General features: G+C 62.1%; 13 protein-coding genes. 4 read left to right on the top strand and 9 right to left on the bottom strand.

Going from position 1 to position 21,455, the window contains the following annotated elements; translation table 11 throughout:
• The first annotated feature begins 9 nt into the window (after positions 1 to 9).
• The 3 genes from ACS5PJ_RS15825 (at position 10) to ACS5PJ_RS15815 (ending at position 5,960) form a co-directional block, all read left to right on the top strand.
• On the top strand, positions 10 to 1,311 hold the full coding sequence (locus ACS5PJ_RS15825; RefSeq protein ID WP_439435820.1) for an MFS transporter: 1,302 nt from the start codon (positions 10 to 12) through the stop codon (positions 1,309 to 1,311).
• A gap of 82 nt (positions 1,312 to 1,393) precedes the next feature.
• On the top strand, positions 1,394 to 1,981 hold the full coding sequence (locus ACS5PJ_RS15820; RefSeq protein WP_439435819.1) for a P-loop nucleotide/nucleoside kinase family protein: 588 nt from the start codon (positions 1,394 to 1,396) through the stop codon (positions 1,979 to 1,981).
• Positions 1,982 to 2,729: 748 nt separating this feature from the next.
• On the top strand, positions 2,730 to 5,960 hold the full coding sequence (locus ACS5PJ_RS15815; protein WP_439435818.1) for a DEAD/DEAH box helicase: 3,231 nt from the start codon (positions 2,730 to 2,732) through the stop codon (positions 5,958 to 5,960).
• 190 nt (positions 5,961 to 6,150) lie between these two features.
• On the opposite strand, the gene ACS5PJ_RS15810 is transcribed toward ACS5PJ_RS15815, so the two are convergent.
• From ACS5PJ_RS15810 to ACS5PJ_RS15770, 9 genes are all read right to left on the bottom strand, one after another.
• Positions 6,151 to 6,483: a helix-turn-helix domain-containing protein gene (locus ACS5PJ_RS15810; RefSeq protein WP_439435817.1), complete on the bottom strand. Its 333-nt coding sequence runs from the start codon at positions 6,481 to 6,483 to the stop codon at positions 6,151 to 6,153.
• Between the two features lie 66 nt (positions 6,484 to 6,549).
• Positions 6,550 to 6,996 (bottom strand): hypothetical protein, encoded by a 447-nt coding sequence (locus tag ACS5PJ_RS15805; protein ID WP_439435816.1) that lies wholly within the window; start codon positions 6,994 to 6,996, stop codon positions 6,550 to 6,552.
• Entirely contained in the window at positions 6,993 to 7,841 is an 849-nt protein-coding gene (locus tag ACS5PJ_RS15800; RefSeq protein WP_439435815.1) for a hypothetical protein, read from the bottom strand. The genes ACS5PJ_RS15805 and ACS5PJ_RS15800 overlap by 4 nt, the downstream gene beginning before the upstream one ends.
• A gap of 445 nt (positions 7,842 to 8,286) precedes the next feature.
• Positions 8,287 to 9,519, bottom strand: a complete 1,233-nt coding sequence (locus tag ACS5PJ_RS15795; protein ID WP_439435883.1) for a TIGR02679 domain-containing protein — start codon at positions 9,517 to 9,519, stop codon at positions 8,287 to 8,289.
• A 71-nt stretch (positions 9,520 to 9,590) separates the two neighbouring features.
• Complete coding sequence (locus tag ACS5PJ_RS15790) at positions 9,591 to 14,066, bottom strand: SbcC/MukB-like Walker B domain-containing protein (RefSeq protein ID WP_439435814.1); 4,476 nt, start codon at positions 14,064 to 14,066, stop codon at positions 9,591 to 9,593.
• On the bottom strand, positions 14,063 to 15,475 hold the full coding sequence (locus ACS5PJ_RS15785; RefSeq protein WP_439435813.1) for a DUF2398 family protein: 1,413 nt from the start codon (positions 15,473 to 15,475) through the stop codon (positions 14,063 to 14,065). Before ACS5PJ_RS15785 ends, ACS5PJ_RS15790 begins: the two co-directional genes overlap by 4 nt.
• On the bottom strand, positions 15,472 to 17,175 hold the full coding sequence (locus tag ACS5PJ_RS15780; protein ID WP_439435812.1) for a DUF2397 domain-containing protein: 1,704 nt from the start codon (positions 17,173 to 17,175) through the stop codon (positions 15,472 to 15,474). The genes ACS5PJ_RS15785 and ACS5PJ_RS15780 overlap by 4 nt, the downstream gene beginning before the upstream one ends.
• A gap of 392 nt (positions 17,176 to 17,567) precedes the next feature.
• On the bottom strand, positions 17,568 to 19,334 hold the full coding sequence (locus tag ACS5PJ_RS15775; RefSeq protein ID WP_439435811.1) for an ATP-binding protein: 1,767 nt from the start codon (positions 19,332 to 19,334) through the stop codon (positions 17,568 to 17,570).
• Positions 19,331 to 20,374, bottom strand: a complete 1,044-nt coding sequence (locus ACS5PJ_RS15770) for an SIR2 family protein (protein ID WP_439435810.1) — start codon at positions 20,372 to 20,374, stop codon at positions 19,331 to 19,333. The genes ACS5PJ_RS15775 and ACS5PJ_RS15770 overlap by 4 nt, the downstream gene beginning before the upstream one ends.
• 19 nt (positions 20,375 to 20,393) lie before the next feature.
• Between ACS5PJ_RS15770 and ACS5PJ_RS15765 the strand changes: the two genes are divergently transcribed.
• Positions 20,394 to 21,410 carry a DUF4238 domain-containing protein gene (locus ACS5PJ_RS15765; RefSeq protein WP_439435809.1) on the top strand — a complete coding sequence of 339 codons (1,017 nt, stop codon included), beginning with the start codon at positions 20,394 to 20,396 and terminating at the stop codon, positions 21,408 to 21,410.
• Positions 21,411 to 21,455: the final 45 nt, after the last annotated feature.

Raw genomic sequence — 21,455 nt, 5'->3', positions numbered from 1 at the left:
GTGAGCTGCATGAGCCAAACCTCAGCAGAGACGAATGCGCCCGAGATGGCTGCGTCAAAAAAGAGTGTAAAAATCCGGTGGTACCTGATCGCGCTTCTCGTCATCGGCGGGATCATCAACTATCTGGACCGCAACAACCTCAGCATCGCCAACACCACCATCGCCAAGGAATTCGGCCTCAACGCCCTGCAGATGGGCCTGCTGCTCTCAGCCTTCTCCTGGCCCTACGCCATCGCCAACCTTCCCGCCGGATACCTCGTGGACAGGTTCGGGCCCAAGCGAATGTTCGCTTGGGCTGCAGGTCTGTGGTCCATCGTGTCGATGCTGTCGTCGCTGGCCAACTCCTTCGGCTTCCTCTATGCAGCCCGCGTCGCCCTGGGCATTTCGGAATCCCCGTTCTTCACCTCCGGGCTCAAGGTCGCCGACAAATGGTTCGACAAGACCGAGCGCGCCCTCCCCGTATCAATTGTTAACACCGGCTCCCAGATCGCTAACGCAATTGCCCCTCCGCTGCTGACGTTCCTCATGCTGACCATGAGCTGGCGCGGGATGTTCCTGGTCATCGGAGCCCTGGGAATAGTCATCGCCCTGGTCTGGCTGCGGATCTACCGTGACCCCACCCTCAAGGAACAGTTCCTTATCAAAGGTGCTGAATTCGAGGAAACGCAGAAGCCCAAGGAAAAGCAGGCCGGATGGGGCGAGCTCTTCAAACACAAAAACACCTGGTTCATGGTTCTGGGCGCCTTCGGAATCTTCTACACGGTATGGGTGTACCTCACCTGGCTGCCCAGCTACCTCCAGACAGCCCGCGGCTTCAGCCTGAGCCAGATCGGCTGGCTTGCCGGCCTGCCGTTCCTCTGCGGCATCATCGGTGTGCTGACCGGCGGTATTCTCTCGGGCAAGCTGATCAAACGTGGTGTCCCCACCATCACCGCCCGGAAAATCCCGATAGTAGGCGGTGCGCTCCTCGCAGCAGCGGCCGTCCTGCCCGTGGCATATGTGGAGAACACCGCACTGGCGATAGTCCTTCTCTCCGTGGGCTACTTCGCTGCCCAGGTTCCCATCGGCGTCCTGTGGACGCTGGCCTCGGACATTGCCGAACCGAACCAGGTGGCCTCACTCGGAGCGATCCAGAACTTCGGCGGATTCCTCGGTGCCGCCGTCGCGCCCATAGTGACCGGATACATCCTGACCGAGACGGGCGGCAATTACACGATGGTGTTCCTGATCGGTGGAATGCTGTTGATCGTCGGGGCGCTGTCCTACGGACTCTTCGTCAAAGACCGCCGGGCAGCCACAACGGCGGCATAAAGTAACACCACGCGCACCGCTGTGGCGGGTGCCGACCGGGCGCCCGCCACAGCAGCATTCACGTTCAAGGAAGAACAGACAGTTGACCACCACCACTCCCAAAGTCTTTTTCGTGATCGGCCCCGCCGGTTCCGGAAAGTCAAGCGTCAGCCGGCAGATTGCCCGACGGTTCGGGGCCGCCTACATCGATAAGGACACCGCTGCGACGGGCTTCACAGAGCTGCTGCTAAAGCTCAACGGCTCAGATCCCAATGAACGCGACAACAACGATTTCTACCAGAGCACGATCATGCCCCTGGAGTATGCCGCGATTCTGGACCTCACAAGGGACAACCTGTTGACCGGCAACTCAGTGGTGCTGGACGCCCCCTTCGGAAAGTACTTTTCCGACAACGATTATCTGACCAAGATCCGGGTGCGTCACCAGTGGCCTGAAGCCGAACTTGTGGTCGTCCACGTCAGGCTCGCCGGAGAGGCCCTCCGTCAACGCCTCATCTCCCGCGGCTACCCGCGCGATGAATGGAAGCTTTCGAACTGGGAGACCTTCTGGGCCGGAGCCCAAGCACACTCGTGCCACTGGAGGGGTGCAACCCACATCGACTTCGACAACAGTGCCTCAGAAACGGACCTCACCGCTTTCGAGACAGAACTGTCTCTAAACAAGCCCTAAATGCTCCCGATGAAACCAGCCCGTCTTCACGCGGCGTGTTAAGGGAGGTTTAATGCCTCGAACTTGCCTTCCGTCACCTGCGGGACCACAACGCAGGCTTCCGGCCGCCGACGATGTCTCACTTGAGACCAGTGGCGGCCTGAGTGCCCCGCATCTTGTTAAGCGCTAGCCGACGATTCCTTACCTTCCGGTAGAGCGATTCCTTCACCGACATGTGCGTCCGCGCCGGGTGGTCATGATCTGACCGAAGGAGGAGGCATTGCCATGAAGACCTGTGAAGCTGCCAGGAGGCCGGAGGAGCGTCCGGCCTCCTTTGGATCTCTCTCAAATTTTGGTGCCCTAACGTTCTTCGAGCTGAGCCCCATCTGTCAGGACAAAGAAGAGCCGCATCCCTTCGCAGCGGGGACGCAGCCGTTGGTATCAAAGCCTGGGAGGGGCGAATTGAAGTGTGGACAATGTCCACACTTTGGGTCTCGGACTGTGCCCTATATCGGTCGAATCGGGCCGGATTCCGCGTGTTTCCGCGGGAGTCCAGTCTCTGCAGGGGCTGGAATGCAGTTCGAGTCCCACCTCGGGCACAGTGTTTCCGCAGGTCAGAGGCTTTTTGTCTTTTTACTGTTGACAAAGCTTGACTTTTCCAAGTTTCGGTAAGAAGCCGTCGGGAAGCAGCCCCTTGCCTAGACGACTCAGAGCTGGCTTTGTTGGGCACCTTCAAGGATGACGCCGTCCCCGCCCGTAGTCTTGCTCCATGGGGGAGTTTGAACATGCGGACGCCAAGATGTGGCGAAGTCGAGACTTCTGGTCGAAACCACTTGTGGTCGACGGTAACGTTGCCCGCCAGCTCATGGTCCCGGCCGCCGAGTTCGCGACTGTGTCAGGCAAGGACGGCGCCATGCAGGTATCCAATGGATACGGGACGTGGCTCGCGTCGGTCGCAGATCGCCCGATCTCCACGGACGGCCTCTGGCTCAAGCTTCCGGTGGGCACAAAGATCGGCGACCGCATCCGAGGCGCGGCGTGGAAAAATCACGCCTCGTTGCGATGTCGAACGACAGATGAAGTGCTAGAAACTTACCGCGGCGCGCTAAAGCTCGAAGAGCCTGCTGAGAACGAGATCGGGCTCCGCTCACCCCAGTTGGGGGCGATCCACGCGGTACTTGGGTACTGGACGACCAAGCGCTCCGAACCTGCGACCGTCGTCATGCCTACGGGCACTGGAAAGACCGAAACGATGCTCGGTTTGCTGGTCGCGGCACGGCCCAGGCGGCTGCTGGTAATCGTCCCGTCCGATGCGCTGCGTGAACAGATCGCGGGCAAGTTCGACCGCCTCGGGGTCTTACAGGAGATCGGCATCGTTTCCGCAACTGCGCTCCGCCCTATCGTTGGCCGGGTCAGCCATGGGTTCTCAGCAGAAAAAACGGCAGTTGCATTTGCGCAGAGTTGCAACGTCGTCGTCGGCACGCCGGCTGCGCTCCACGCGTCCAGCCCCGAGGTAAGGGCGGCATTCCTTTCCCAGTTCAGTCACTTGTTTGTCGATGAAGCTCACCACGTGGCGGCCTCAACTTGGACTGACATCCGTGCAGCTTTCGAGAAAAAGCACGTGGTCCAGTTCACCGCTACGCCGTTTCGTGAAGATGGCAGGCACATGCAAGGTCGTGTCATCTACTCTTTCCCACTCCGCGAAGCTCAAGCTCAGGGCTACTTCTCGAAGATTGACTTCAAGTCCGTAGTTGACTTCGAGGACCCTGATGCAGCCCTTGCCAAGGAGGCCATAGCGCGCTTGCGCGTCGACCTTGAAGCGGGCAAAGACCATGTACTTATGGCAAGGGTAAAGAGTATTGCCCGCGCCGAAGCAATCTTGGCCGTCTATCAGAATGAGGCTCAGGATCTCAAACCGGTGGCCATCTACAGCCAACTGAATGCGAAGACCCGGAAAGGGGCCGTTGAGGCGCTGACGGCCCGTACCTCGCGGGTAGTAGTTTGCGTGGACATGCTCGGCGAGGGTTTCGACCTGCCCGCGCTGAAGGTGGCAGCGGTCCACGACGCGCACAAGAGCCTTGGCGTGACGCTCCAGTTCATCGGTCGATTCGCCCGCACATCATCGGGTGAGAGGTTCGGCGATGCTGCGATGTTGGTCGCCCGAACGGAACTTGAGCCTGATCCGCGGCTCAGGAGCCTCTACGCCGAGGATGCTGATTGGAACGTCATCCTCCGGGACATCTCCGAAGCCGCCGTGGACGAACAGCAGGAGATCAGCGATTTCGAAGCTGGTTTCGGTAGTCTGCCTGCAGAGGTCGCGCTCCGAAGCTTGCTGCCGAAGATGAGCACTGTTGTGTACCGGGCGCCGTCATCCGAGTGGGACACGGATGCAATTCAAAAGTACTTTGGTGAATCCTCGCTTCTCACGAAACCAATCGGCCTCAACACCCAAGCCGGCGTTGCCTGGTGTGTAGTCGAACGACGAACTCCGGTTCGCTGGGGCGACCTCAAAACACTCGACGAAGTTAGCTTCGAGCTATATGTGCTCTACTTCGATAGTGCGCGAAAGCTTCTTTACATCAACAACTCAGCTAACGACGGCTTTTTTGAAGAACTCGCTGAAGCCGTGCTCGGCGCCGGAGCGGTGCGCTTCAACGGTGCGCAGGTCTATCGGGTCATGGGCGATGTTCAACGCCTCGTGCCAACGAACGTAGGTGTATTGGATGCGCGTAGCCAGTTCCGGAGATTCTCGATGCACGTTGGCTCTGATGTTACTGAGAGCTTCACCGCGGCTGAGGCCGGGACGAAGACACAAACCAACATCTCGGGCTCGGGCTTCCGCGAAGGCGAACGCGTCAACATCAGCGCCTCGCAGAAGGGCCGAATCTGGTCCCACTCGACTGCGACAAGTCTGAAACAGTGGAGTGACTGGTGCGATGCCATTGGCACGAAACTCTTGGACGAAACGGTTACTATCGAGCACGTCATCGGGAATTTCATACTTCCTGCAGCATTGAAAGGCCGTCCGGATGGCGTGCTGCTCGGAGTTGAGTGGCCATGGGCGTTGCACACTCAAAGCGCGGAAAGCATGCGGCTCAAGCACAGCGACAAATCAATGGAGGCCGTGTACTGCGATTTAATTCCAGACACGTCGAGCTCCACAGGTCCTTTCAAGTTCACCGTTTCGAACCGTGCCTGGAATGTTGCCTATGTAGCCACCGTCAGCCCCGAAGGTGTCATATCGTACTCGTGCACCGAAACCGAAGAGATCCAAGTGATCCGACCGCGCTCGGAGCTGCCGCTCAGCACTTGGCTTAACCAGAACGGCTTGGTCTTTCTGCTAAACGATGACCGCATGATTGAAGGCGGGCTTCTCTACCGGCCGAAGTGGGACCGCGCCCCCTACGACCGCAGAAACCTCGTCGTTGTCGACTGGGCAGGATCAGACATCAAAGTGGAATCGCAAACTGAGAAAAAGCTCGACAACTCGATACAACACCGCGTAATTCGGGACTTGCTCGAGGAAGCCGAAAGCTGGGATGTCGTCGTCGACGACGATGGCCCGGGCGAGATTGCTGACGTTGTCGCTATGAGGCTGGACGACGAGGGGCTCCTCGTGCGTCTGGTGCACTGTAAATATTCAGGCGGTCCTACGCCTGGTGCACGTGTAGCCGATCTCTACGAGGTCTGCGGGCAGGCCGAGAAGTCTGTAGCCTGGCGGCGCAGCGACCTCGGACCGTTCTTCAAGCAACTCGCCCGGCGCGCCCAACTAAAGCACCAGCGGACGGGCACAAGCCCATTCGAAGTCGGCGATGCCGCCGGATTGCTTCTGCTTCAGGCTCAGGCCCAAGTCCTCCGCCGTAGGATGGAAATCGTTATCGTCCAACCTGGGCTGAGCGCCTCGCTGCTGAGCCAACAGCAAGCTGACCTGCTCGCCTCGGTTGAAACCTACGTCAAGACTACGATCAACGCTCCACTCACCATCTGGTGTTCAGCTTGACTAACATTCATGGCCGGGGGAAGATGCGATGTGAATCCCGCGCTGAAGCACCGTTTCGAGGGCATCCACATCATCGGCAGCCACGACCCCGGACGGTCGTTGCTCGAAGCGGCTGTTCGACGACGGCGTGGTGGGGGCTAGCCGCGCCCGGCCAAGGCGCTACGCGGTAGTCCAGCGTGGCAGATCGGCTTTAGCTTTGCGGGGCCTCGTCCTGGTGCTTTGGGACAAACGTCAGGCGGGCGTTCAAAGCCCCGGCCAGCTTCAGGAGCGTATCACGGGTGGGATTGCCCAGGCCGCGCTCTATTCGGCTTATGTCGGCCTGCTGTATGCCTGAAAGGACGGCAAGTTGCGGCTGTGTGAGGTGCGCGGAACTTCGAGCAGCTGTGAGGTCATGGCCAAGGGCGATTTGGTCGCTGACTTCTGCATCCAGCTGTTCGCCGAGTACGGCGGCAATTTCATGAGCCTGGGGGCTCCATTTCGTGCGGGCCTTCTTTGCGATATCACTGTAACTGCGGCTCGGCATGGTGTCTCCTTGCATTGACTTCAGATATCAGTATGTGCGTTACCACATACTGGTGTCAAAGGAGGCTCACTTCTCCTTCTTCCAGGCCTTCAGGTGCTTTCGTGCCTTCTTTATCTCGCTCTGTTGCCGTTTGTCCGAGGGATCCTTGCCCTTATCGTAGCCCTGGAACAGCAGGACGATCCGTTGCCCGTGGAAGGTGCAGAAGATCCTGAGGAGGATTGTTTTGTCACCTCCGGGCACGGAAATGAGGTCATCTTGGCTTGCACCCCGGTTGAGGATTGCGTTCAGGGAGGCTCGTATGCGGAGTTCATAGAGTCCTTCACCGAGGGCTTTCCCCCACTCGGTTTCACAGATGTCCATACCAAGGGGTTCCAGCACATGCTCGATGGTCGCGTCCACAATGGCCTGGTCATACTCGTGCAGCTTCAGGTACCACTTTTCAAATGGGCTGCGGCCATAATTGTCCACCCACGACTCTACGGTCCAGGGCTGCGGGTGTTCATCGTCGGTCACTGCGGGTCCTTGGTGGTTGAGGAGGCGTTGATGCCCTGGGCGGCTTTTTGTGCGAGGAGCCGCAGTGCCTCGCGGTGGTCACTGCTGTAGGGGTAGCTGAGTGCCCGGTGCCACTGTTCGCTCCGTCCGAGGGGGTGGCGGGCCGATGGCACCAGCTGCGGCTTCTCCAGAAGGAGGTCTCCTTTCCTGAGCTGCTGGTACCCGCGTTCTGCTGTGCGTTCACTGATGCCGTACCACTCCTGGGCGCGCTCGTTGGCCATGATGAAGGTCCGCCGCTTGGCGTTGGGGTCCTGGGTTTCCTTCAGCAGGATGAGGAACATGGCCTTGCCCGGCATTCCCAGTGAGTCGATGGCGCCGGTGGTCCAGAAATCGAAAGGGATAGTAAAGAAGCCCCGCCCTTCCCTGTCGGTTTCAGCGACATCTGACCACGGCTTGCCGTCACCATTCTCGCGTTTGAGGAAAATTTCCGGTGTGACTCGGGTGCCTGAGAGTTCCAGGAGGTCCATGGATTCCAGGACCTTCAACGCTGCCCCGGCAGAGCGTGGAGTGCAGTTCAGGAGGCGGGCCCAGACGGCCAAGGGCAGGGGGTCGGCCAAGATTGGCTGAAGTGCATGAATGGTCAGCAGGGCGTCGAGTGCGCGTTCCTTGTGTCCGTTTACGAGCTTTGCCAGTACCGTGTCTCCACGGGGGACTGATTCCTGTTGGACGAAGTCCTTGCGAATACGCACGAAACCGCGCCGTGCGGCATGAAGGAGCTCGGTACGTGTTCCTGCTGGAGTGATCGCCGGCAGGTCTTTGATTCCGGTGAAGATCTCGGCGTCACGGTTGTCCGGGTCGGTGGTCATGGAGACAACTTACAGGGCTGGTGTCGATGTTGCACATTGCGTGTGATGCGGTGATCAACGTAGATAGGTGCCAGTTTGAGAGTTACGTGACGATACACGTGACGAGCGTATGCGAGACCATTGCGAGGACCGGATTAGAGGGGGTGCAGGGGGCGGCCGGTCACAGTGGGCCTCGTCGACAGGGGCCTCCTATCGACCAATGTGGGGATTTTTTGGTGGATGTTCGGTGAAGATCGCCGGTGGGCAAGGAATCCGACCGGATCTGCATGCAGACCGGGTCGACGACGGCCGCGGGGTCCAAGAGAACCATTTCTCCGGGACAGCGCCGTGCATTCGCGACATAACACCCTGCTGAGGTTCGTTGAACCTGAACCCGCTGGTTGTCCTGAAAATTGACAGGAATCGCCTCGTCTACTCGATTGAGGAGGCGTCATCCAGCCAATTCCTACCAGCCAGCAGACGCATCGTTCGTCAGGTCAGCTAGCAGCGCCGTCAATCGCTCCTCCTCGAAAACTCCGTTCTCGGAGGGGAGCCAAGGAGATACGCGTGCTGGTCCAAACCGCCGCCCAATTAATGCTGACACCTCCGCAGCGATTTGCTCGCCGGCCACGTCCCTGTCGGTACTGAGAAGGATCCGGGCGCCCCCGGCCACGATGGCGGACAACACCGACCACGCAGCAGATGATGGGCGTCCGTACAGGCATACGAGGGGTGGGCAGGCGGCTCCCAGCCGATTGGCTGCCGCCTCGATCACAGACGGGTTCTCGCACACTCGCACTATCATCTGGCTGGCCTCCACACCGTTGCGCTGGCGGCCTCCGCGTTCGGGACTAATCGTGGTCCAATTCACCGGGATATGGCATGCCGAGAGGGTCATTCTTGCGGTCAGCCAGACCGGCTCGCCGGTCACTGCTGTGACCTTCTTGAGAGCAGGGTTTGCGCTCTCAAGCGGCATATTGAGCACCAGGACCGTTGACGACACCTGGTCGCACGAGATCCCGGCGCGCGCCCAAGTGCCACGCCACGACTGAGCCCGGAGAACTGCTCCGGCTGAATCGACGGCGGCCTCCAAGGGGTCATCAACCGCCTCGATTGCCACTGCTTGGGGGGCATCGCCACACGCCGATCCGTGATCGAGGTACGCGAAGGTTGCTGCGAGTAGACGGGCGACGGCGCGCCCTGCAGGTTGGTCCCGGTCGAGCGCATGTGGGTTGAGTAGCTCCTGTCCAGCGAACTCAGCCAGCCCGACGGTGCCCAGCTGGCCCCCCGTGCTCCCTGGCTGGGTCGGCAGTGCGGACCAGGCCGCGGCGACCACGCTGGCGACCGCCTGGGGCTCCGGGCCAAGCCAACGGCGAGCGATGGCCAGCTCCGCCACAGGCCGAGGGACGCCGACATCGGAGAGCAGATCGGTGGACTCGGAGCGCAGCTGCTGCTTCGCCTCGGCGGCCCGCCGGCGCTCGGCCGGCTTATCCCGCAGCGGTCCACCGACCGCGGTCAGCAACGTGTCCAGGTCGGCGCCGGCCTTGGAGAGACCGTCGCGAAGGACTCGTAGCGTGACTGGCTTGCCTGAGAGCTCCCACGCGACACCGAGAATCCGGCCTATATCGTCACGGTGCTCCTCGCCGATTGTGACTTGTGTCCGGTCTCCGGTTTTGCCGCCCTCCACCTTCTCGCGCACCTCGGCCAAGAGCGCCGCGGACCCAGGACGTCGCGCCCAACGCAGCAAAGCATCCGGCACAGTTCCGGCGCTCAGTCCCATAGCCCGATACCCCGGTGCGGGTCGACTATGCCTTCCCGGCGATCGTCGTTGCCGTGGGACTCGCGCCAGCTGTTCGAGCCAGCTGGAGAGTCGGTGGTTGGCCAAGTGTGGGCGGGCATTGGGATGCGCTCCTGGGTGCCGCCGGCGAACAGCCACAGGCCCAGGTCTACACCGGGCAGGGGCGCCGGTGCCCGGTTGACCATCCAGACGGCAGCGCAGGGCACATGCCGGGACGCGACCAGGGTCTTCGGTCCTGCGAGGATGAAGTCGAAGCCGAACTCGACCAGCATGCCAAGCAGGCTGGAGATGTTGCCTGGGTCGAGACCGTCGAACGCCTCGTCCAGCCAGAGCGGCCGTGGAGAGGTCTGCGAGGTCTGGTACAGGGTCGCGAGCGTGGCCAGCAGCGGCTGCACCATCGTCATCACCTTTCCGCCGCCGGAGTCCTGCCCGTGCCGGGCGGTGGTGAGCTCAGTCCACTTCTGTGACGCGCCCTCCTTGGCACTCGCCAGGACCCGCCACTCTGTGACGACCGCGAACCAGTTGCGGTAGTCGAGCTTGTCGACTAGTAGATCTTTCCAGTCCTGCCCGGTCGCGTGCCCTTCGTCCTGTGCGGCGCGGATCTGTCCGGTGAGGAAGGTCTGAACCTGCTCTTGAACCGCGGGGGAGTCGATGCCATCGGTTATGAGGCGCTGGAGGACGTGGTAGCCGCCGATGTGCTCGGGGACCGCCTTGCGCTGTAGTCGGACGACGGTGCGGGTGGTGCCGGTCGGGTGCTTGGAGAGTACGACGTTGACGTCGTTGATCAGCTTTTCGGTCTCCTTCACCTTCACGCGAAGGTGGTCGACGAATGTCGAGGACAGCAGCTCCTGCATCACCTCGTGCATCTGCTCGTCGTGGAGCTCGCCGAGCTCGGCTGCCTTTGCTTCCAGGGCCCGGACCGCTGCGGCCGGCTCGAGCGTCGTGCCGGAGGAGTCGACCATGACCCGGACCTGCGGTAGGCCGGTATCCTCGTCGTGCTCGATGATAGCTGTGCGGCCACCCGTCCGGTTCAGGGTGTTGTTCAGGGCCACGAGGTCCTGTCCGGAGAGCCGGTCGCGGAGTCGGTTGAGAATCTGGTCGCGTTCCGTGATGCCGGCGGCGGTGTCGGGCCAGCCGCGTGGCGGACGTCGGTCAGCGCGCAGAGCGCGGGCTTGGCTCAGTGCTGCGGTCAGCGTCCGGGTCGCGTCGCCTGTGTCGATGCCTCGGGCGGTGGCGAAACCGGCGTTGATCGGGACCCACCAAGCGGCGAGCTTCTCGGTGCGGGAGTCCTCCACTTCGCGTCGCTTGCCCTCGACGGCTTCGAGGGCGCCAACGGCCTTGACGACCTCTCCACTTAGGTTCCGAATCCGGACATTGAGCTTTTTCTGTTCTTCCTCGTGCCCCTTGATTCGGGCACCGAGCCGTTCGGCTTTGGCAAGCAGTTCTTGGTCTGTCGACCCCAGCGTGTCCGCTGCCGCCTGTAACGCGACCTCGAGGTTCTCCCGTCGTGACGTGGCGTTAAGCGCGAGGCGTTCGGCTTCGTCGGCGGCGGCACCGAGCCGGTAGGCGAGCGCCTGCTTCCCGTCGACGTTGCGGTGCTCGCGTGCCAGCTCCGAGACGCGGGCACCGAGCCGGTCGGCCTCGAGGCGCGCTTCGTGGAGTGCGGTATCGGTCTCGGCGAGCCGGGTCACGACCAGGTTTTGGTCGGAGGCGTACCCGACCAGGTTGGCCTGCGCCTGGTCCTTCGCGGCCTCGGCGGTCTCGGCCGTCTGGTCCCGGCCGTGCCGGTCGCGCTGCGCCGCATCGAGCTCGGTGCCTGCGGAAGCAAGCGCCCTTGCGGCGTCGACGAGCGCGATGTCGTCGGGTGCCGCCTGCGCGAGCGAGTGCATCCGCTCAGCCAATGCCCGGTGCCGTTCGAAGTTCCGGGTGTGCTCGGCGGCGGTCTCGCGCTCGTGCCGTGCCTGTTCGCGTAGCGCGGCGACCCGGCGAGCGAGAGCTGCTTCCCGGGCGGACGCACCGAGCAGGCTGGCTCCGTCGGCAGACGGGACTGCGCGTCCGGTCGTGGTCGGCGTCATCCAGGAGCCATCGCTGGCCACGTGGATGGCCGCCCCCCGGGCTCCGTCACTAGCTGCGTCGCTGGAGTCGACGGCCGCAATGGTGTCGTCGTGCCAGATGACCCCGTCGAGCACCCGTCGTGCGGTCTCGGCGAGCGTGGCGAGCGGCTGCCCCTCGTGGACCTTGTCGGCGACTGCGAGGACCGCCCGAAGCCGGTTCCCGTCGGTGTGATCGGACAGCGTGGCGAGGGTGAGGACTTGGTCGTGCCCGTCGCGGTCAGCGACCCACACTCCGTCGGGAGTCACCCAGACGTCGAGGAGGCCAGCGCCGGCGAGTGCTGCCTCGAGGCCTGCGAGCTGTGCGTCGCCTAGCTGGGGGAGCGGGTCGAGCAGCTCCCACAGCGGTGCGCCGGCCGGTCCCGAGGCGGGACGGGTGCGTCGCAGCCATAGGTGTGGGTTAGCCGGAACCGTGACCGGTTCGGCCTCGACCCGCGCCGCCTCAGCGCCCAGTGCGTCTGCGCGGTCGGTGGCTGCGGCGGCGGCGTTGCGGGAGGTGACTGCGGCGGCCGTAACCGGCTCGACCGCGGGGGTCAGCCACTCGTCGCGGATCAGGCGCGCGAGTGTCTGCGCTGGCATGGGCTGCTGGCACGCCGAGAGCACCACGGTCAGCCACCGTTCACGGACCCGTACCGCCGGTGCGGTCGGCTGCTCGTGCTGGCCCACGGTTGCGGCCCAGGCTTCGAGCTCGTCGGAGAGCGCTTGGGCGGCGATCTCGTAGCTGCCCTCAGCAGACTCATGCGCAATCCGGCGATGGCGCTCACGCTTCTCGGCATCTGCGAGCAGCTCGAGCGCGCGCTCATGCCGGTCGGTCGCCTCCTTCGCCCTGCCAGCGAGGCTGCGGGCGTGCCGGACGTGTTCGGACCGATGTCCGATGGCGGTCAGCAGCCGCTGGCTGTCGTGCGCCGCCGCCCAGGCGGCCGCGTCCGGGAGGCCGGCATCGCTGCCCGCGGCCCCGGCCAGTTCGACCTGCGCGGCGAGGTCTTGCTCGGTGTGCTTGAGGTCGCCCTGTGCGCCTTCGAGATCGTCATCGGCCTGTCGGGCCGTTGCTCGGGCGGCGGTGCCGGCATTGGCGCAGTTTTGCTCGTCATCTCGGGCACGCCTTGCCTGCTCGGCCAGGTCGGTGACCTGTCGGCCGGCTTCAGCGGCGGCGCGGTAAGCCCGGGATGCGAGGAGAGTGTCGCGGCGGCTGGTCGTGGCCGTGCGGTCGGCGTCGTTCTGTTGTTCGGCGGCTTCGGCGGCCTCACATTCCTCTCTGGCTTTCTTTTCCATCTGTTCCGCGCGGCCGCGTTCGCGCGTGACATCGTCGAGGACGGTGACCGCGGAGACCAGGTCGTCGGCGGCACGACGCAGGACTGCGTCGACCCAAGGGTTCCACGTCGAACGCAGGTAGGCGGTGACCGCCTCCTGTGCCTCGCGGGCGTCGTCACGGTCTTTGGCGAGCTGGCCGAGCTGGTCCCACCCGTCGGCGAGTTCGTTGATCTCGGCGGTCTCTAGCGGGGGAAGCGCCTCCCTGATTCGGTCGACGACCCAAGAAGGGTTCAGCCGGTTCCCGAGCTTTGGAGTACGCAGCGTCTTCAGCAGCTCCACTACCGTTCGAAGGCGATGCGGGTCGGGGAATCCAAACAGGACGGAGGCGACCGTCTTGATGTACTCCTGGCCGTTCAGGTGTCGGGTCAATCCGGGAAGGGCAGGCAGGTCGGGGGCCGGGACTGTTGCCTGCTCTCGCACCAGCGTCAGGCCGGCCCGGACCCTTTCGGGTCCGCGGTGTGTGATCCAGTGCTTCGTGACATTTGGGGACGTACGCCGCGCCTGCACGAATAGCAGCGTGGTGAAGTACTCGGGCCCGTTCTCGCCGCGGCGGCCGTACTCGATCCAGGTCCAGCCGCGATTCAGTTGGTCCCGGGTCGGCCGTCGGTCCTTCGGGTCGTCGGTCGGCTCAAGATAGTAACGGAAAGTGCGGTGCGACTCCCCGAACGTGTCGACGTACCTCGGGGAGAGGTCGCCGGTAAGCATGGTCAGGGTCGTCATTGTCATCATCGTCGACTTGCCCTGCTCGTTCCCGCCGACGAACTGGGCGCGGCCGTCTGCGGCCCAGTATTCGGCTGCATCGAACTCCCACAAGTTGACCACGCCAGCGCGTAGCTGCTGCCACCGTTCTCGGCCTGGCTCAGGAAGGCCCCCGGTAATGGCCGCGTGCCGCCACGCGCGCAGGGAATCGTCGCCAAGGTCCAGGTCAAGCATTACAGGGGTGCCATCCGGCGGCGTGACCATCATGGGTTCCTTGTGCCCCGAGGACAGCCCGTCGAAGGTGTTGTTGGCGCTGTCGGTAGTCATGTGTGCCGTCCGAAGGGTTCGGCAACAGTCGGGGTGGCCCGATCGGACAAACCTGCCTTGTCGCCCGTGTAGTCGATGATGGGGCCGGAGAACAGGGCGGCCTGGTCAGGTTCGGGCGCGGGTTCGATGAGTTCGGGGTCGCGGTAGCGGCCCGTGACAGGGGACAGGTGCCAGGATCCGTCGGCCTCCGTGCGGAGCAGTCCGAGCCACCGCAGGGTGTCCTCTACTGCAGAGCGGAGCTCGGCGGGGTCGTTGCGGAGGTCGACTCGGAACAGGTGCCCCTTCCACTCGGTGAGGTCCTCCAGGACCTCACGGACCTCGCCGCTGGCGAGGTGAACGAACCCCTCGTCGTCGCGGCGCCCGTCGCGGCCGGCCTTGTCGGCGACCATCAGGGCCGCCCAAGACTCGGTCCTCGCCGTTGGCCACAGGACGGTCGCGGGGCACTCGTCCTCGCGGCTGATCCACACCAGTCCCTCGGCGCGCGCTTCGACAGATCCGCCGATGAGACCGATCAAGTCGGCGGCGCGCAGGCCACGCTGCCCTCGGGCGAGCTCGGCCTCGTCCGAGGGAAGGTCGGCGTAGAGGAGGGCAGGGGTCTCGACCAGGGTGCGGAGGTGGCGGACAACGCGACTCGCCTGCCGCTGCGATTCCCAGATCGCGTCTGGCGAATCGTCGTCGGCCGACGGACCAGGCGTCGGAGATGATGCGGCGGGCCCGGCCCCGTCGACTAGGTGGGGTCCGCGTAGCTGCGCGAACTGGGCTTGGTGATGCGCGGCGAGCGCGATGGTGTCCGGGGTGACGAAGAGCAGGAGCGCGTCGCGGTCCACGTCGTAACCGGCACCGATGCCGGTGCGGGCATCGGCCCACTCCTGCACGTCGGTCACCAACGTGGTCCGTTTGCGCAGCACGCCCCAGAACTCCAGGAGAGTGGCCGCCTTCACCAGCGCGCGCCGTTCGGCGAGCAGGTCGGGGTCGTACGGGGTCAGCCGGCGCTCGCCGCTGGAAGAAATCTCGGCGACGAGCTCGGAGAGCTTCACGAGCGTGACGCCTCCTTCTACCTCCTCACACGCGGCCGCGAGCAGGGCCGTGAGGGTAAGCACTCTCTTCGGCGGCAGATCCAGTGGCCGAGGAGGGGCGGTCACCGCCCCGAGAACCGGGTTGCGGACGAGCCGGATCGCGCCGCCCAAGTGAGTGCGCCGGTAGTCCAGTCGCTTGCAGTAGCTGTCGATCTCCTTCGCGTAGCGTAGGACGTCGCGGTACAGATGTGTGTCGATGTGGGCGGTCACCAGCGGCCGGCACAGCAGGCGCAGGAAGGTCTGCCGTGCCTTAACCTCATCGCTCGACGGAGCCGCCTGCCTGGCGGGAGCATATTCGGGGACAGAAGGTGCCCGATAGGTTGCGCTGTTCATCGCCTCGTCCCGTTCACGCTGACCACGAGCTCGCCGCCATGTGAGCCGCCGGCGGTGTCGCCGCTTCCCATACTGGCAGGGATGATGCCGCCGGTGAGGGAGGGTGCATCGACCGCCCGGGTGATGCTGACTGTCAAATCCCGGTAGACCAGCCGACCCTCGGGCAGCGAGATCACCGCATCGGGGGTACCCACCGGCGGGACTGTCGCCGAAAGGTCCCACAGCCCGTCACCGGTACGGGCGAGGACCACCGTCCCGGGTGCAGGCTCATGAGCGTCGTTGCGGCGCATGTCGGCGATGGTGGAATCGAGAACCATCACGAACTCGGTCAGGTGCTCGGCCACCTTGCCGCTGAGGTCGTTCCACTGCGACAACCGGTTTCCGGACAGGGCGAGCAGCCTCTCCCAGGTGCGGGTTTCTTCGCGGGCGGCTTTGATGGCCGCCTGCCGGGCGGCCTCCTTGCCAGCGGTCCGGTCATACATCCGCGACGGACCGCTGCGGCCGGACCGGGGTCCCAGGCGACGTAGCCGGGCCTCGACCGGCGCTGGGTCGGCCTCCCAGAAGGAGAGCGCGTCCGAGCCGTGACCCGGATGAGGTGCGGACGGGCCTAGGTGACGCGCGGAGAACAGGCCAGTGTAGGTGGTCCACACTTGCCATGCCTCGTCATCATCGCTGGAGCGGTCGAGGCGTTCGGCAAGGTTGAGCAGCTCGTTGCGCCGTGACACGTGCCCGCCGACAGCAGCGAGGGCGCGTTTGCCGCGCACCATCGGCACGATCGTGTCGCGCATCTGTCGGCGTAGCAACCCGGCCTGGCTGGTCGGGCCGTCGAACCAGGACAGAACGCGGCCCACGACGGCGGTGATCTCGGTAGCGAACTGTACGAGCACGTCCTCGGTGGCGTCTGATCCTGCCATGTGGAGCGCAACGTGCCGGAGCGCGATGTCGGGGACCGAGAGGATCGCGCGGGCGTCGCGGCTGATGTCGGCGGAGTAAATGTCGATGCCGGCGCCCCACATGGACACATAGCTGGACAGAGTGTCATTTAGCGCAGCGATCTTGTCCGCGTCCGGGCTTCCAGACAGAGCGGCCGCGAGGCGCGCCTGCCAGCCAGTAGCGGCGTCTGACATGTTCCGCATTGTCGGGGTGATCACGCCCCACGCGGCCGCTGCGGCGGCGGGGTCCGTCTCGATGGTCGCGCGCATCTGGGTGAGCTGGGCCGCGATGACCGGTGGCGCCAGCGTCGCCGCGATCGCAGAACTACTCTCGGTGCCGAGAGAACGGACCGCTCGGTGGAGATGGGCGGCTTCTTCGGAGAGCTGGTAACGGCCACGGTGCCGGGTGAAGTCCTCGTCGGACCGAACCTTGTCCTCCCACGTGTGGATGACACCCCAGCCGGCGAGCTGCGCCAGACGGTTGTCGAGGTTGAGGGCGTTCGGGCTGAGCACAGCGGCGAGGGTCTGGTCATCGCCAATGAGATGCTGGACGAGGCGCTCACGGATAAAGATTTCGAGCTGGTCATGCGGGATGCCGCTGAGATATTGCGGCTGGTTTTCGAGCATTACATCGACGATGAGTCGGTAGACAGGAGCCAGGCTTTCGGTGAGGTAGCTGGCGACGCGCATGACGCCGGGAAGACCGATCGCCTTCCACAAGTCCTCATAGGGACCGGCTGGTGCTGTCTTGGGGTCATGAGCCGGCATAGGGTCACCTCCTTTCGGCTCAGCCTAAGCCGAGGCACCGACAGCGACCTAGCAAACGCCGGATTCTTCTTATCAAGAGCCGCCACGCTCATCCGCAGCAGCAGCGCAGCCTCTTCTTCGCTCATGTCCCTCGGACCACCAGACAGGGAGGGAAGGGCGCTTCGGCCGCTGCTTCAGCGCTGGGTGGTCAGGTCGCTTGGAACCTCTTGCGACGTACGGAGGAAGGCCCGCCCCGCAGCTATTTCGTAGCACCAAATTTGCCCGGCCGCCCAATGCTCGGCCGAATCGTCGGGCGTGAGGGTTCCAGCGAGCTGAGTGTCGAATTTCTCGAGACCGATTGTGTTCGCATGACTGCTTCCCCAAGGCCTGTGGCGCTGGGGGTAGGCCCGAGGTCAACTTCGTGATTGGCGCCGCATCGCCTCCACTGCAGCTGCCAAGGATTCAGGGACTGCTGCCTTTGTGTTCCATTCACTCCAGAACTTCCGCGTAGCACTGTCTGGTTTGATCGTGGGCGAGTCAAGCCGGATTCTCGTCGGCAACACGATGGAATCACCGATGACGATCGCCTCACCTACATCCAAGAGCGGGAGCGAAGCGGTCAGACCGGCAAGATTGTCCGGCATCACCCTTTCAATCACTCTTCGGTCTTGGTCATTCGTGAGTCTCAGCACAATGAAGTTGTTGCATTGAGACAGAACAGTCTTGCTCACATCGGAGGGACGTTGGCTAACGACAAGAAGAGAGACTCCGTACTTGCGTCCCTCTTTGGCGATCCTCTCGAATGAATCAAGCGCTCGTTGGTCACGCGCCGTTACGTTGTCTGAAGGCAAGTACAGGTGTGCCTCATCGCAAACAAAAGTGAAAGGTGTGCGTTGATCGGGTGTGGACCAGAATTGAATGTCGTAAAGAACTCGGGCGAATACGCCGACTACAACCGGCAATGCATCTGATGGGACTTCGCTGAAATCAACGATCTTGATCCCAGGTGCAGTGCCCAGCATATTCTTGGCCAAGCCATGCAGCCATTCGTATTGGGAAGTTGCATCTGGCGCCTGGAACATGAACGCGTAGCGTCGATCTTTCATCTTCGTCTTTAGCCGTGAAATAAATCTTGTTAGCTTACCCTTGAAAGGTCCGCCAATGGGTTTGGCTGTCGCACCGGGAACCATTTCGGTGTCGTCGTTTTCCAGTAAGCCGACAAGGATTTCTAATGAGAACGGGATCGGACTGTCAACCGTGAAATTGTCTAAGGCGTCAGTCTTGCCCTCCCGCTCCAACGTCTTCCGCTTAAGGGAACGCACATGTTCGGTGAACCGAGCGGCTTGGTTCGGAGCGCTATCTTCGCTTCGATCGAGCAGAAGTGCCAGGAGCTCTTCCTGATTCAGCATCCAGTAGGGGAGGAACAGGACGTCGTCGTCCTCTGAAGTATCGCTCGGACCAGCGATCCTCCAACCTCGTGCCAGTGCAGGTGCTGATTTGGGCGCCTTCGTTAACGGTGCGTACTCACCGTGCATGTCAAGCACAATCAAATTCGGGTGTAGCAGCGCAGCGGCCCGCTCCAATATGAGTGCAACGGCCCAGCTCTTTCCCGACCCGGTACTGCCCACCAGAGCGGCGTGCCTCTGAAACAATCGGTCACCGTCGGCAACGGCTTTCGCGCTAGAGTCGGAGACAAACGAGCCGAGATAGAGTCGCTTCTCTTCGTCGACTTCGCTCGACAATAAACTCATGAGAGTTTGAAGATTATTCCCAACGATTGCCCAGCAACGCGCGTCAATTCGTGGATATGAATCCGCTCCTCGCTTGAACGTATTCTTACGCTGTCCATCCACGGTCCTGTAGGTCCCTAGCAGGACGACGCGGAAGAGATCTCTTTCCACCCGAGGAAGTGGGAAGAGATCCTGATTCTCAAGGTCATCGAGCATGTCAGCTTGTTCAGCGTCTCGTGTGACTCTGTCAAGCAGACCCACAAGGTATTCCGAGGGGAGTTGCCCCTCTAACGCAATCAAAGTTCCAATGCTAACCCGCGTGATACTCTCCGAGTCTGTCGCCTCCGCCCAAACGCTGGAAGTGTCGATGCGAAAGGCCATTCCCAGAGGCGAAGCTGGATCGAATTGCAGGCCCGCGGCATTTTCCAGCACTACAGATTTATTGTTCAAGGGGATATTACCTCCGGTATTAGGTCGGCCAAGTTCCATAGCGCAAGTCCCTCAATTTTCATCGTTTCGCCCAGCATCCGTGCTCGCGTTGAAGTTGGATCATCAGGCCACATGTCCATCGCTAGGATCGCAGGATACCGTTCCACATACATTAGGGCTGAGTCCGTCAACTCCTGCGTCAAGATTGTGGTTCGCACACCTTTTCCAAAGCGTGGATCTAGATGTGTTTGCAGATGGTCGTCATTGAACCCGTAGCCAACAAACAAGAGTGATGATGCGCCGTCAATTGCCTTGATCGCACGGTTCTTCTGAGAGTCGAAGGGCCGCTCATAGCCTGATCTATATTTGCTCAATCCCGGTGTGATCATGAGGCGCCGACTATCCAAATCAATTTCTGAGCGAACAGGCTGACCGAGGTAGTCGTACCAATCGAGGCTGCCGTGCGGCTTTGCAAGCCGGATGTGGGTCTTCCAAGCAATTGTGGGTTGGCGGCGGCCGGTACGTCGCACGAGAGCGAGCTGCTCTTTGCTGGCTGCCTCGTCGTAGTGTCCGAGGAAGTTACCGCTGAACCCCGTGTCGACTGTTATGTCGGCCAAGGCACACGCGAGCTCGACCAGGCGATCGTAGTTGGTGGTGACGACGTTCGCTGCCACGTTGGTCTTTGTTATGTACGACATCAGTTGCCGGATCGCGCATGGTTCGTTAGACGCGAGCATCTTTGACACGGCGGTGTGCTCGGCTGCGAGGATAATTTCCGCAGTCAGAGAGACGATTAGTGGAATGAGAGGGTCATCAATATGAAGGCTGTCCAAAGCTTTTTCGAGACCATCCCCTTCGGCAAGCCTCTGTTCAACTACGGACCAGGAGTCGTTCTTTAGACCCAAAGCCCGTATGCGGGAGGGCACTGAACTCCGAAGGCTATCGGCGAGAGAGCCCATGCCTGGCAGGCCATATGCGCACGAAAGGCCTGAACCGATGATGGTTGTGATGCCGGATGCGAACATCTTCTGGGTGTGCGTATAGACGGTGTCCAGATTCAACAAGTTCACATTACAAAGTATGCAGATTCGGCGCCGCGTTTCCCCAACGCCGTGCCGAGGTTGCACTCATTCTTGCCGATCAGCAACTTTCTGGGGAGGCGGTAATTCAGGTAGTGCGCCTCTTGGAGTACGAACACGGGCGATCGAGCTGTGCACGATATACCTTATGTCTATGCCACTCAGCCGCGATCACCACGTAGTACCCCAGTTCTACCTGCGAGGATTTGCTGACGATCAGCGCAGAGTTCGGCAAATGTCTCGAGCTGAACGCGCGGGCCTTCAGGTAGCTGTGAAGCGGGCCACTGTTGAGGCGGACTTCTACAATATCCGTGACGGCGAGGATGCATTCCATGATGATTGGGAACTGCTTCTAGGCCGCATTGAATCCAATGCAGCGCCAGTTTTCCATAATGTGGTGCATGGGACGTGGCCACTGGCGGACAATGAGCGAGAGAAGTTAGTTGACTGGATCGCCGCTCAGTATTTGCGAACCCCCGCATTCCGGTTCGTGCTTGACCATAGCCTGGAGGAATGGCGGGTTGAAATCGAGCAAGGCGGGATCGACGCAATGCGAGCTGTGGTGAAAAACCAGGAACTATCAGACGACCAAGTGTTGCAACTTTGGGAACAGAGCAATGAACCTCACCCTCGCGGCGCCTACCAACCGACCTATGTCCAACTTGTTTGGTTCATCGGGATGCTTCCGCAAGTGGCGAAGGCGCTGTATGAAAGGGCTTGGACGTTAGTACGATTTCCCGAACCCGCTCTTTTAACGGCAGACAACGCTGTGGTGTCGGTAGACGATCGGGAAGAAATTCATCCTCTTGCTCCCGGAGCAAAAGTCGTTCAGATCGCTTTGGACCGCCAGAACCTTTTGCAGATGATCATTTCCGACCGGCATGACGATACGGACCTGACAGGCACGCCCGAAATGGCCCACATGGCGAATGCCTTAGTGGTGCACAACGCAGATAGGTTCGTCTTTGAACATCCGGGCGACGGCCTCGCAGAGTGGCTGTGGGACATCCCCGAGTAGGGCGACACCCCAACCAGAGGCCCGTGATGGTGTGCTGCATCCAGC

This window comes from Pseudarthrobacter cremeus (assembly GCF_051857465.1).
Lineage (GTDB): Bacteria > Actinomycetota > Actinomycetes > Actinomycetales > Micrococcaceae > Arthrobacter.
The sequence above is the reverse complement of the archived record's forward strand: the minus strand, read 5'-3'. Positions and strand labels throughout refer to the sequence as shown.

Coding starts and splice junctions, on each gene's coding strand:
- ACS5PJ_RS15825 (WP_439435820.1), top strand. CDS start 10: ATGAGCCAAACCTCAGCAGAGACGAATGCGCCCGAGATGGCTGCGTCA.
- ACS5PJ_RS15815 (WP_439435818.1), top strand. CDS start 2,730: ATGGGGGAGTTTGAACATGCGGACGCCAAGATGTGGCGAAGTCGAGAC.
- ACS5PJ_RS15810 (WP_439435817.1), bottom strand. CDS start 6,483: ATGCCGAGCCGCAGTTACAGTGATATCGCAAAGAAGGCCCGCACGAAA.
- ACS5PJ_RS15800 (WP_439435815.1), bottom strand. CDS start 7,841: ATGACCACCGACCCGGACAACCGTGACGCCGAGATCTTCACCGGAATC.
- ACS5PJ_RS15790 (WP_439435814.1), bottom strand. CDS start 14,066: ATGACTACCGACAGCGCCAACAACACCTTCGACGGGCTGTCCTCGGGG.
- ACS5PJ_RS15785 (WP_439435813.1), bottom strand. CDS start 15,475: ATGAACAGCGCAACCTATCGGGCACCTTCTGTCCCCGAATATGCTCCC.
- ACS5PJ_RS15780 (WP_439435812.1), bottom strand. CDS start 17,175: ATGCCGGCTCATGACCCCAAGACAGCACCAGCCGGTCCCTATGAGGAC.
- ACS5PJ_RS15765 (WP_439435809.1), top strand. CDS start 20,394: ATGCAGATTCGGCGCCGCGTTTCCCCAACGCCGTGCCGAGGTTGCACT.